Annotated in this window: 12 protein-coding genes; 5 read left to right on the top strand and 7 right to left on the bottom strand. The window is 44.5% G+C overall.

The genetic code is table 11. The features are described 5' to 3' along the window. Window positions 1-58: 58 nt before the first annotated feature. Window positions 59-895 carry a carbohydrate ABC transporter permease gene (locus GC102_RS25060; protein WP_171691918.1) on the bottom strand — a complete coding sequence of 279 codons (837 nt, stop codon included), beginning with the start codon at window positions 893-895 and terminating at the stop codon, window positions 59-61. Then, the gene (locus tag GC102_RS25055; RefSeq protein ID WP_171691917.1) at window positions 895-1,779 is read right to left on the bottom strand and encodes a carbohydrate ABC transporter permease; all 885 of its coding nucleotides are present in this window, start codon (window positions 1,777-1,779) and stop codon (window positions 895-897) included. Before GC102_RS25055 ends, GC102_RS25060 begins: the two co-directional genes overlap by 1 nt. A gap of 157 nt (window positions 1,780-1,936) precedes the next feature. Between GC102_RS25055 and GC102_RS25050 the strand changes: the two genes are divergently transcribed. The 4 genes from GC102_RS25050 to GC102_RS25035 are packed head-to-tail and all read left to right on the top strand — an operon-like array spanning window position 1,937 to window position 6,942. Beyond that, window positions 1,937-3,757 (top strand): sensor histidine kinase, encoded by a 1,821-nt coding sequence (locus tag GC102_RS25050; protein WP_171691916.1) that lies wholly within the window; start codon window positions 1,937-1,939, stop codon window positions 3,755-3,757. After that, entirely contained in the window at window positions 3,754-5,382 is a 1,629-nt protein-coding gene (locus GC102_RS25045; protein ID WP_171691915.1) for a response regulator, read from the top strand. Before GC102_RS25050 ends, GC102_RS25045 begins: the two co-directional genes overlap by 4 nt. 52 nt (window positions 5,383-5,434) lie before the next feature. Further along, entirely contained in the window at window positions 5,435-5,869 is a 435-nt protein-coding gene (locus tag GC102_RS25040; RefSeq protein WP_047677233.1) for a hypothetical protein, read from the top strand. Next, window positions 5,869-6,942: a phosphodiester glycosidase family protein gene (locus tag GC102_RS25035; protein WP_171691914.1), complete on the top strand. Its 1,074-nt coding sequence runs from the start codon at window positions 5,869-5,871 to the stop codon at window positions 6,940-6,942. Before GC102_RS25040 ends, GC102_RS25035 begins: the two co-directional genes overlap by 1 nt. A 304-nt stretch (window positions 6,943-7,246) precedes the next feature. Here GC102_RS25035 and GC102_RS25030 read toward each other — a convergent pair whose 3' ends face one another. Further along, window positions 7,247-7,501 (bottom strand): AbrB/MazE/SpoVT family DNA-binding domain-containing protein, encoded by a 255-nt coding sequence (locus GC102_RS25030; protein WP_047677456.1) that lies wholly within the window; start codon window positions 7,499-7,501, stop codon window positions 7,247-7,249. 183 nt (window positions 7,502-7,684) lie between these two features. Beyond that, entirely contained in the window at window positions 7,685-8,149 is a 465-nt protein-coding gene (gene trmL / locus GC102_RS25025; RefSeq protein ID WP_171691913.1) for a tRNA (uridine(34)/cytosine(34)/5-carboxymethylaminomethyluridine(34)-2'-O)-methyltransferase TrmL, read from the bottom strand. Window positions 8,150-8,292: 143 nt separating this feature from the next. On the opposite strand from trmL, the gene GC102_RS25020 reads away from it, so the two are divergent. Beyond that, on the top strand, window positions 8,293-9,006 hold the full coding sequence (locus GC102_RS25020; protein WP_047677301.1) for a response regulator transcription factor: 714 nt from the start codon (window positions 8,293-8,295) through the stop codon (window positions 9,004-9,006). Between the two features lie 107 nt (window positions 9,007-9,113). Here GC102_RS25020 and GC102_RS25015 read toward each other — a convergent pair whose 3' ends face one another. Genes GC102_RS25015 through GC102_RS25005 form a run of 3 tightly spaced genes read right to left on the bottom strand, consistent with a single transcriptional unit; the run spans window position 9,114 to window position 12,874 of the window. Further along, the gene (locus tag GC102_RS25015; protein ID WP_171691912.1) at window positions 9,114-9,749 is read right to left on the bottom strand and encodes an SGNH/GDSL hydrolase family protein; all 636 of its coding nucleotides are present in this window, start codon (window positions 9,747-9,749) and stop codon (window positions 9,114-9,116) included. Between the two features lie 32 nt (window positions 9,750-9,781). Then, on the bottom strand, window positions 9,782-11,980 hold the full coding sequence (locus GC102_RS25010; protein ID WP_171691911.1) for a glycosyl hydrolase family 95 catalytic domain-containing protein: 2,199 nt from the start codon (window positions 11,978-11,980) through the stop codon (window positions 9,782-9,784). Between the two features lie 15 nt (window positions 11,981-11,995). Continuing rightward, complete coding sequence (locus GC102_RS25005) at window positions 11,996-12,874, bottom strand: carbohydrate ABC transporter permease (RefSeq protein WP_171691910.1); 879 nt, start codon at window positions 12,872-12,874, stop codon at window positions 11,996-11,998. Window positions 12,875-12,877: the final 3 nt, after the last annotated feature.

Below are 12,877 nucleotides of genomic sequence, written 5' to 3'. Positions count from 1 at the left end.
TTAACACAGAGAATATTGAACATAAAGGTGGAAGATTTTGAACATATTTGCAAAACTGTTAACCTTTTACCGATCCTGCCGTAATGCCTTCAACAATATGTTTCTGCATCGCTAAGAAGAAAATAACGATCGGCAAAACGCCAAGTGTTAGACCAGCCAAGGCCAAATCCCATTGCTTCGTATATTGACCAAAGAATGAGAACGTTGCTAAAGGTATTGTTCTCAGCTCTGGGCTATTTAACACGAGTGAAGGCAGTAAATAATCATTCCATATCCATAAACTGTTTAAGATAATGACTGTTGTGGACATCGGCTTTAACAGAGGGAAAACAATTCGCCAAAATACCCCATACGGCGAGCAGCCATCCACAGTGGCTGATTCTTCAATTTCAAGTGGAATGGATTTAATAAAACCATGGAACAAGAAGACGTTCAGTGAAACACCAAATCCGAAATAACAAATAATCAAACCGAACTTGCTATCCATTAGTCCAACTTCATTAGCCACTCGCACAAGCGGGATCATGATAGATTGAAACGGAATAACCATTGCAGCAACGAAAGCTATAAATACAAGGTTGTTGAATTTACTTGCTTTGCGCACCATTCGATAAGCGGCCATGGAACTAATCAACACAAGCCCCACATTACTGAACACAGTAATAATGAAAGAGTTCAGAAATGCACTTGGGAACTTCATGATTGTCCATACCTTCGTATAGTTGTCGAGATATAAGCTTGACGGAAGCTTCGCTGTGCTGGCGGCTAGCTCCGGAAATGTCTTAAGGGAGTTGACGATGACAAAGTAGAAAGGGACTAGGAATAATAGCCCAACCAAGATGCCAAGCACCTCGAGTGAGAACAGTCGACCAGAGTATTTTTTGACGGATTCCATTAAACTTCAACCTCCTTGCGTTTCGTATACATGACTTGGATGGTCGAAATAATGGCCACTACAATGAAGAATACTAGCGCTTTTGCTGTACCTAAACCATAGTTGTTATTCCGGAACGCTTCTTGATAAATATTGATGGAAACAGATTCTGTTGAGTTGAACGGTCCGCCTTTAGTCAAGGCAAAGTTTAGATCAAACATCTTGAAGTTCCATGAGATGGTCAGGAACAAACATACGGTTACAGCTGGCATAATGAGTGGAATGATAATGTTCTTAAGCACTTGAAATCGCGTAGCACCATCAATATAAGCCGCTTCAACCATATCTTTGGGCACATTCGAAAGTGCCGCAATATAAATGATCATTAAGTAGCCTGAACCTTGCCATATGCTAACGATGGCGATTGCCCAGAAGGCTGTAGGTGCATCACCCAACCAAGGAAGTTGAAAAAAACTGATATTAGTCAAATCGCCTAAAGTCGCGAACCCTTTGACGAAAATAAACTGCCAAATGAAACCAAGCAGTAATCCCCCAATAACGTTCGGCATGAAGAAAATAGTACGCAGTACATTTCTGGTTTTCAGTGCCTGTGTGAGCAAGAGCGCCAAAAGAAACCCGACAAGATTCGTGAGAATGACATCCGTCACGGTTATTCTTGTTGTAAACCAGAATGCGTTGCGATAGTCCGTGTCATGAAAAAGAAGGTGTTTGAAATTGTCTAGACCGTTGAACTTCACGGTTGTTGTCACACCATTCCACTCGGTAAATGAATAATAAATACTCATGAGAAAAGGAGTAACAACAATGAGCGCGAAAAAGATCAACGCTGGTCCGATAAACACCCATTGTTGGATAAGTCCTGCTAACCCTTTGTTGGCCTTCATGGGAATTTCCCCCTTACGATTATGTAACTATACCCTAAGTATAAAGCCCTTGTTCTTGGCAAAACACAGATTCTAGTGATGCATTAGGTGGAATTTGTTGACCTCTCCTGCTACAATGTAGGGTGAAAAGTCTAAAAAGAAACCGAGTTGATGCACCTTGTTTCGTCATAGTATACGTAATAAGTTAATCCTTTTTCTGCTCATTGCGACCTTAGTTCCATTCACTACATCTATTGTTGTTTCTTATATATTCACCAAGGAGAAAGTCACAGAAGACACAATTACGAATAATTCGGCCCTGATATCCCAAGCAAAAATGAATTTGTTGAACTACTTAAATGGTGTTGTCCAAGCATCTACTACGATTTATACAGGTCAGTATTCATCTGTTGGTTATCTTTACGATATTCTGCAAACCGAGCGAGAAATCGACTACATGAGTGATAAGGTTATCAAAAGCGGACTGCAGGTCATGTCTCACTCGGTTAAAGAGATCAAACAAATTTATCTTTACGCCTCCGTTAGCGACCGTTCTTATTTAGCGAGCAGCGACATTCAAGGAAGCATGATCGGTAAATATGAATCTCTTCGGCAGTTCCCCGAGAACAAAACCGTTTATTTTGAAACCACTCATGAAAGCCATAATTACAATATTGCACTTAATGTGTATTCTGCTCCAACCCCTGTCCTATCTATGCATCGTAAAATTATGTACTCCCCAAGTAACATCTCGATTGGTGAGCTGGTTATTGATCTTCAGCTGAATCTAGTCTCAGAAATATCTCAAAGCTTATTCACCCATGACCAAGAAGAACTGTATATCCTGGATGATAAGGGGTTCATCGTGTTCGGTCCTGATGTTTCTAAATGGGGACAACCTCTTGAAGCAAGCTGGGGGAATGAGGCGATTTATAGTGATCTCCAAAAAGGTTCCTATGAATGGAAAAACGGCGCTTATGCGGGGATAAATATTTATGAAAAAATGAAAACTGACTATGTGAACTGGACGATCGTGAAGCGGCTTCCCTATGAGCAATTAACGAAAAGTGCCAGACAGTTAACATTAATTAATTCTATGATCCTTACTCTGTTTATGTTGATTGTCATTGCCGGAACCATTTATATCAGCATTAAATTTACAGAGCCTATCAAACAATTACTTCGTTATATCACACGCATACAGGCGGGACAAGTTCAGTTAGGCCAATTGAATGCCGATATCGAACTCACTCGAACGGATGAAATGGGCATTCTCGCCAATCGATTCCATGGCCTGATGCAAGATTTAAATCAAATGGTCATGCGCGAATATCGCTTAGAGCTTGCAAACAAATCGAATCAGCTCATGGCACTCCAAGCCCAGATCAATCCGCATTTTCTGAATAACGCACTGCAATCTATCGGTACATTAGCTCTACAGCACGAGGCTCCAAAGATTTACGCCTTAATTTCGTATCTGGCTAAAATGATGCATTACAGTATGAACACCAACGAATCGGTTGTTCCTTTGCGTAAGGAAATTGAACATATTAAAGCTTATCTCGAGCTGCAAAAACAGCGATTCGAGCATCAATTTGAAATTATATACGACATAGAAGAAAGCACAAAAGCAATCTCTGTACCCAAGATGATCCTTCAACCGCTTGTGGAAAATTATTTCAAGCATGGTTTTAAACCAAGTGAAACCACAGGCTTATTACGTATTCAGGCAACGATGCCTACAGATCGTGAGGATGAATATTTAAAGCTCATTATTGAGGATAATGGGATTGGTATAACGGAGGAGCGGTTGCGCGAGGTAAAAAGCCGGCTGAATGCTCCATCCATAACCGATGCAGCCTGTATTGGACTTAGTAATGTGCTAACCCGAGTACAGCTCTATTTTACCGATGATGCAACTCTTGATATTGAACATGTACAACCACAAGGTCTTAGGATTGTCATTCACATTCCTATGAAAAGGGAGCAAACGGAATGAAAGTATTACTTGTCGATGATGAAAAGCATGTGCGCGACGCCATCCGTCTGCTAGTCAACTGGAAACAGTATGGCATAGTAACCATTCTGGAGGCCCAAGATGGTGAATCAGCCATTAATATGGTGAACACCCATCATCCTGAGATTATTATGACCGATATGATGATGCCCATTATGAATGGTGTAAAATTGCTCGAGTGGCTGCATACGCATGCTCCTGACTCGAAGACGATCGTTATTAGCGGCCATGACGACTTCTCTCTACTTCGCCATACGTTAAAGTATGGGGGAACGGACTATATATTGAAGCCCATTGATCCTGAACAGTTAAATGAAGCTTTAGATAAAGCCATCCAGGCTTGGAATAAGGATGAGGAGCTTCGTCATACCAATCGAGAGCTGAATATCGAAATGAACCAAATTAAACCCATGTACTGGGACAAGCTGCTATCGAACTTAATTAGCGAACCCTCAGCTTATGATCAAGCAGCCGAGCAGCTCGAGAAAGAGCTTCATTTATCTCGGACTATTCGAGAATGTCGTGTCGCTATTTTATCTTTAGATACAATGGAACGCAGTGTGAAGAACAAATTCAGTCATAATCTGGATTTACTGCTCTTCTCGCTCATTAACATATGTAATGAATTCCTCGTTAACGATCAGCGCGGTTATGCTTTCCGCCATTGGAACAGCGATAACGAAATTGTATTGCTTCTATGGAAGGATCAATCTGGCTCTGAGGCATTTCTAGCTAAAATTAATGAAGGTATACGCACCGCGCTTCATACCCGCGTGGACTTCGGTATCGGAAGCTCTCGCTCCTTCCCAGCGGATTTGGCTTTATCCTATCAGGAAGCTCGTGATGCCCTCAGACAGCGAAATCTCAAATCCAAGGAAACATGGATTCATAGTACATCGAAAACAGCCAAAACAGTTCAGCCTACGCTTAATTTCAGCAAGTATGAGGAACGGATTCAACTCGCTATTCGTAGTGGCAGCCTTGACCAAATTCAAGAAACGGTTCAAGAATGGATGGACGCCGTCAAACTGAGCGAAGCCATTACACTCGAACAGCTCGACCATTGGTGGCGAGAGTACAGGGTGATGAAGCGCCGTTGGGTACAGCAATTCTTCTCTAACATTAGTGAAGATCAGGTCAAACAGCTGCTCCTGGATGAGCCATCCAGTTTGATCGTTCCGCTTGATGAGCATGGGATCTTATCCCTCTCGCTTTGGCAGCAGGAACTCACTCGGAGTATTGTTCACTTATCGAAGCTTCTTCTTGAGAGTCAGCAGAAGGACAAAAACGTTATTTTTGAAATCGCCGAGTTCCTTCAGAATCACTATCACGAAGATGTCTCGCTTCAGGATATCGCTAATCGATTCTATCTTAGCCGCGAGTACATCTCACGGAAATTCAAACAAGAGTTCGAGGTAAACCTTTCGGACTATTTAGGCCAAATTCGCATGAGTAAAGCAAAAGTCTTGCTGCGAAATCCACATCTTCGGATTTCACAAGTAGCGGAGATGGTCGGTTACCAGGACGAGAAATATTTCAGCAAAGTTTTCAAAAAACTAGAGGGACTCACCCCAAATGAATATCGAAAAACAGCGAATTCTATCTAAAATTCTGTAAAAAATATGGAATATGTTATACTAATAAATAGAGGTGATTTTCATGAACATGCCCATCGAGACTACGACTGCGAATTCTTTCCCTCGCGCCGCTTCGAAGGCTACCAAGGTAAGAAAGAAAACGTACGTATACTTGTTTGTGGGTTGGGTCATGCTGATCGCAATCGGAGTCGCCGCAGCTATGATGTACACAGAGCATTTGAGGCAAAAAATTGCAACCGATATCGCACAGCAAACCCAGCAACAACTGCAAGTGGTTCAACAAGACTATCAGAAGCAAGTGACCCAATTGAAAGATAGTGTTACGACAGATATGAAAGCTTTACAGACCAAGGTAGATTCACTGAATGAATTGCTGGCTTTCACGAAGGACAGCGCTAACAGCAAAACCGATAACAGCAACCAGCTTTATACGCAGCTTGCCGACGTAAAGAAGAAGTTGGAAGAACTGCAAAAGAATCTGGATGTGCTAAAGTAATGAACGTAAATAGCATTCAACAAATCAACCGCGTCCTACTACTTGCAAGCGCCCCTTTTCTGGGGATGCTGATTTGGTTGCTATTCGTTACCGCGAATGTCCCTATCAACCCGTTGGTACATAAGGCGTCTACGCCGATCTCTTTTCATCAAGAAACACTTACGCTTGATAACTTGCTGACCAAAGCGAATGCTGACGCCGCGCAAACCAAATCCATCATTCAGCAATATTTCGAACTTTATGAGAAAAGTGCCACAGAAGTGGCTGCCATGCTCCAGAACGCTGCAGCACAAGCTGCCAAACCAGGCATTATCTATGATACACGGATAACAGCCAAGCTCGGCAGCCCAATCAGACAAGCTTCTTCCGGGAATATCGACTTGAAACTTTTCACTTTGAATGAAAGCAACTATAAAGGTTATGCGCTTAAAGTAAACCTTAAGAGCGATAAGGCCATTAAACTTGTGCTCGGCAAGGATAAAATTGGCTCCAGTGAGACAACACTAGATGCTGTCACACGTTATGGGGCTATCGCCGGTGTGAATGCAGGCGGCTTCGCCGATGACAATAAAGGCAAACGGTATCCCCTGGATACAACAATGATGAATGGGAAGTATGTGAATGGCTTCTTTCCTACCAACAACGATACAACCTTCATTGGCCTGAATACAGACCGCAAGCTTATTGGCGGTAAGTTCAGTTCTCAGTCTGAGCTCGACAAGTTGAACCCACTCATGGGATCTACCTTCGTTCCGGTTCTCCTGAAGAATGGTAACAAGATGTCGATTCCCTATCAGTGGCAAAGTTCACCGGCAAGAGCAGCGCGGACCATCATGGCAAACTACAAGCACGACCAACTGTTGTTTATTGTGACCGACGGTTACGACGAGAGCGGTAATTCAGGAGCAACACTTGCTGAGCTGCAGGACAAAATGCAGCAATTAGGCATTGTGGATGCGTATAACTTGGATGGAGGCGGCTCAACCACTTTAGTCATGGGGGGCAGTGTCATCAATCGCCCGTCCGATGGGAAGCTTAGACCGCTGGCCACCAACTTTCTATTTTTTAAATAACCGAAATTATTCACACTTTATTCGTTTCTTTTTTTAGAATGGTTGGGTATAATAAGCTTTAACTATATTCAAAGATCCCAAAGCAGAGAGACTTTTAGCAGGCTAAAAGATCCCTATATATGGAGGTGCAGCAATGTTTGGTTTATCAACAACATTTTGGCTCGTTAACACCGTTTTTGTATTATTCATCGTCGCTATGATGACGGCTTCCTATAACGAGGACAAAACAAAAGGTCTATAAACTGCAAGAAAAAAAGCATCTGCTTCTCCGCTAGGAGAAACGATGCTTTTTCTTTTATTACTCTTATGCTCTAACCTTCAGCAAGTTCATTTCAGTTACACATACGCCGCAAATATAGCGCTCTTTGAATTCACTGACACTTTCCATACTTCCGCAGAACACACATTTTGGACGATATCTCTCCAGTATGATATGGTCACCCTGTACCAAAATTTCGACAGGATCTCCTTCATTCATTTGATATCGCTTTCTTAACGACTTAGGCAGTACAATGCGTCCCAATTGATCGACTTTACGAACGACTCCGGCTGGCTTCATCATAGGACTTCACCTCTCTTCCGCTCACGTTTTCCATGCTCTCTACTTCATCTAGCATATCTATACGGACTGATACGGAATACTATTCGCCGTTATTTAAGAAACTCCTGCTAATAACATGCTGAAACTTTCTTTTCCTGTCAAATATGTCGGCTCAGCCCTAATATTGATAGGCCTTAAGCTCTAATCAAGACCAACGAAACCGGTCTGCCGTAAGCCCTCATACAGCATGATCGCTGCCGAATTCGATAAATTGAGTGATCTGACCGCATCTGACATTGGCAACCGCAGCAATGTTTCGGGATGCTGAGCTAACAATTCCTCAGGAAGTCCTTTCGTTTCTTTGCCAAATACAAAAAAATCTCCGTCCTGAAATGTAAAATCTGTGTAACGTTTCGTTGCTTTCGTTGACGCAAAGAAAAAACGATGCTCTTTGTAAGCCTCTAGCACCTCATCAAATGAGTCATGATACTCGAGCTTAACCGAGTGCCAATAGTCCAATCCAGCGCGTTTTAACGTCTTGTCATCCGTCTGAAAGCCAAGCGGTCTAACCAAATGGAGATACGTGCCTGTTGCTGCGCAGGTTCTGGAAATGTTACCTGTGTTTGCAGGAATCTCGGGTTCTACTAGTACAATATGAAATGCCATCTCTGTCAAATTCACCTCAATCTCTATCCTATTATAAGCGCATGCGGAATGCAATTTTACACAGGGTTAACTTTATCTTAATATCTCGATGATAGAGCGCTGTCATAATAGAGTTATCCTCGATAAAAGGAGTCCACCAATCGATGAAAAAGAAAATCCTAGTTGTTGATGACGAACCTTCCATTTCCATGCTTATAGAATTCAACTTGAAGCTTGTAGGCTTTGAAGTCCATTGCGTATTCGATGGCGAAGCTGTCTTCGATGCTATCCAAACGTTTCGCCCCGATCTCATCGTTCTCGACTTAATGCTGCCGAAGATGGACGGGTTCCAAGTGTGCCGCAAGCTTAGAAACCAGAATAACCTCGTACCTATTATTATGCTTACAGCTATGCAGGATCTCACGGATAAAATTGCGGGACTAGATAACGGTGCTGACGATTATATGACCAAACCCTTTTCACCACAGGAGCTCATTTCTCGTATACAGGCCATACATCGACGAATCCAAACCTTACCGTCCTCGACAGAAAATGCGCCCATCACGATTGGCCAAATCGCAATTAAAGCCGATCAGCGCGAAGTCATGGTGAATGGCTCCCCTATTGAACTTACACCTAAGGAATTCGAGCTGCTGCTCTTCCTGTGCAAGCATCGCGGCAAAGTCCTTAGCAGGCAGCAGCTTCTCCATGGCGTGTGGGACTATCACTTCCTCGGAGATACCCGCATCGTCGATGTGCATATCTCTCATTTGAGAGATAAAATTGAGAACAATGCGCGCAATCCGGAATATATTATGACCATCAGGAACGTTGGCTATAAGCTAACTGAACCTGTTGTGAAGGAATCGCTGGCTTAATTGCCTCTTCGCCTTTCCCCTTCCGCATTCGGCGGAGCACCAATATGAAAAAGCCCCTGATAACTCAGGGGCTTTTCTTTATGTACGCATATATAAAAGGCCATCAATTATATTGCCGCTCCGACCGCCTTAAGCCAAGCTTTGGCTATAAGTGCATGTCCTGCCGGCGACGGGTGTACGCCGTCTGGCGCCCAGAAGCTGGAGGGTGCGAGCATCGAGGCCTGCGCGAATATCCCGTCAAGCGGAACCAAAAGGGCACCAAATTCCCGTGCTAACTCCCGCACGACATTTATTTTGGGATCGAGATCCTCCCGCCACAGCTTCCTGTCTTCCGGTACTGGCAGCACGAATGGCTCGATCAGAATAAGCTTGGCCCCGAGCTCCTCTTTCGTGCGGACAAGCAGTTCCCGGTAACCTTCTTCGAATTGTTCCGCAGATGTAGGTTCGTTCCGGTCATATCGTCTCCAGCAGTCGTTAATGCCGATATAGATCGAAACCCAACTCGGCTGCAATGCAATGCAGTCCTGTTCCCAACGAGACTGCAGATCTTTCACTCGATTCCCGCTAATCCCCCGGTTCAGGAATGTCACCTGTTGTTCCGGATAAGATGAACCGAACAGTGCTGCTGTCATCAGCGCATACCCTTTACCCATATCAGCTGGATTTTCCCTCACCCTACCGGCATCCGTAATACTGTCCCCTTGAAATAATACGATGTCGCCTTGCTTGAATGGCACTCCCATTTTGCACATCCTCCTACTCTGAATGTAATCTTTTAAAATCCGTAAAGACGCCAAGGCTTATGTCCGCCGAAATAGCGAGAAACCTTCCGCGGTGATTCCACCGGAAAGATTCGCCAATCAGGCATCTCAGCACCTCGGGAGAGGATCGCTTCATCCCCCTTGCTCAAATCCAAAACGATTTCGTCTTCACCCGCTTTTACATAAACGGTATACTCGGCAACTCTGGTTCCAGATACCGTCCAGCGAATTACACCACTCCAGCCTGTCTTGATGATACACGGCTCCCCGGCCAAACTCTTCACTCGAATCATTTGGGTTTCACCATCACGTCGCACCGCGCTGATTAAGAATGCTCCTTCGGTTCGTAAATTTTCGAAAGACGCTTCTTGCCACTCGCCCGGCACAGCTGGGAATACCCGTATCTTGCCGCCCCAGCTTTGAAGCAGCATGTCGTGCATCGCTTCTGCACCGGCTAGGGGCGTCTCGATGACAGGCCCTGCTTCTTTATACATTGTATTCGGTTTAATGATCAACATCAACGATTGCAAATAACGCAAGGCTTCATCTCCTGAGCCGAGAATAGAAGCTATAGAAGCTGCCCCAGTAAGGCTGAAGCCGCGCAAGTCGCCTTCCTTTCCGATCCAATGACGAAGCGAAGTTGCGATCAGCTTTCGATCCTCTTCCTTGTCGCAGCCGATCAAATGGAGTGGAAAAATCGCAAGCAGATGACTGAAATGTCGGTGACCGTATGCTAGAGGCGTGTCTTGTCCGATCATAAACCCAGTCTCATCTACAGGTAACGGAGTCAGCCTCTCCAGAACTTCCTTCCATTTCCCGGTAAGCGGATCTTCCATAGTCAGCCGTTGGCATATTTCCAAAAGGGTCAGGCAGCCCCAGCGCAGCAAAGCAAGATCGTAATGCGCGTCGCGTACCTTAGTTTTCATAAAGGAGCCATATTCAGGTGAAATGGTAGGCGGAAGATGTAAACAGCCGTCATCGCCTTCTTCAAGAATGTGAAGATAATAATTCACACTTCTGCGCAAAAGAGGAAATAAGATGGTTTTCAGCATCTCATCATCCATGCTGTACCGATACTGCCGCCACACATTATGGCAAATCCAGTTCAAATTCCCTACCTCATCATCTACCTTGGCCCGTAAATCATAGCTGCAGCTGCGACCAAGCCCTGAGGAATCATGCCTGCAGGACTCTGGAACGTTGGTTATTAGATTTTCCCTGTTTTCGTCTAATGCGCGAACAAGCGACATGCCGATGTCCAATCGATTTGCGGTATACACCGGTGAATAACTCATTTGTACATTCATATTGAACCAAACGCCTGGCCATGGCGTTGAAGTAAGCCACGGACCTTGATTATCGATCAAGGGTTGATCCGCACGCGTGGCAGAAGCCAATTTATACATTTGTATCCAATAGAAGCTTTGGAGCCGCCCATCCGGAACCGAAATGAAGCTTTGCCGATAATAGTTGTGCCACCACTGACGGTGAACGCCCACCCATACATCAAAATCTATGCTAGATGCTTGAAGAACCGCATCAACCGCTTTACCAATTGCTGCTTCGTCATGCCCTTTAATAACGGACATGAAGCAAATTCGGCGATTCGGCGACACTTGGACTTCCTTCCATGATGTCACGCATCCATCCTCGTCTGAGTATTGCTGAATGCTAAGGTTCACGCCATCTCTGATCGTTTTTTCCACATCAGTTGCAGGTATATATTGATTTAAATTAAAGCCATCAGCGTTTTTCAGCACGTGATCAACTTCCGGGTAGGCGTACCACGCAAACTGCGTACCACGCTCCCCTTCTGATGTCTCGATCTCGATGGCCATAACCGGTTCCTCGCTATGAACAATGGAACGAAGCTTTACCTCGCCTCGGGTCGTCGTCAAATTAGCACGAAGCTCCGCGTTCCATAAGTCTACCCGCATGCTCGTCGGATGATAAATCATGCCTTCCATCTCTAAGTCAAGCTCACCAATCGGTACACGTGGAGGGAAGCCGGGTTTATCTGTCCGGTTTGCTGTTACATCTGTGCGTCCCGTGACAAAGCGGAGCACATGCCGTTTTTTCGCATTTTCCTCCCCATATACCATAGCGCCGATCGAACCATTACCAATGAAGGCCCCTTCATCCCAACTGACTGGCTTCACGACCCATTCCATATCATTGTCGGCCATAAAATGTTCCCATTCTATGTCATTCATTGCAAGCAGCCTCCCCTATCCTTTGATCGCTCCGATCAGAGCGCCCTTGACGAAATATTTTTGGAGAAATGGGTAAACAAGCAGAATTGGTACCGTTGCCACAATAATGGTCGCGTACTTCAACGTAACCGAGAGCATGGCCGAGGCGCCGTCCGAGGCCCCTAAGTTTGAGCTTGCTTCCCCTTGAAGCAAAACTTCGCGCAGCACAAGCTGCAGCGGATAGAGCGACCGGTCCTGCAAGAAAATCATCGCATTGAACCAAGAATTCCAATGACTGACGCCATAATACAATAACATAACGGCAATAACCGGCATAGAAAGCGGCAAAATGATCTTGAATAAAATGACAAAGTCATTCGCACCATCTATTTTGGCCGACTCCTCCAAGGCATCAGGAATTGCTTCGAACGCGGTTTTCATCAGAATGAGATTAAAGGTGTTAATGGCTTGAGGAATAATGAGCGCCCACAGCGAATCGACCAATCCAACTCCTTTAATCGTCAAATAGAGAGGAATCAATCCACCGCTGAAAAACATGGTAAACACGATAAACAGCAGGAGTGGTTTACGGTAAGCCAAGCTTTTCCTTGATAACGCATAGGCCCCGAATGCTGTAAGCACGATATTGAAAAACAGACCCACAAGCACAACAAAAAACGTATTCCCGTATCCTTTCAGGATCATGGGGTTTCGAAACACATTCGTGTAGGCATCCAGTGAAAATCCGAGCGGCCGCCATAAAACGCCTTTGTGCCCCATCAGAGCTCCAGCGTCACTAATAGAGGCAAATGCCACATAAACGATAGGATATATCGTAATGATCATCAGGAATGTTAAGAAAATCACATTGATAGAATCAAAGCTTTTTTCTGAAAATGTTGCCCGGTTCAGCATGAT

Source organism: Paenibacillus germinis, from assembly GCF_013141785.1.
Lineage (GTDB): Bacteria > Bacillota > Bacilli > Paenibacillales > NBRC-103111 > Paenibacillus_E > Paenibacillus_E phytorum.
This window is presented reverse-complemented; position numbering and strand designations above follow the sequence as displayed.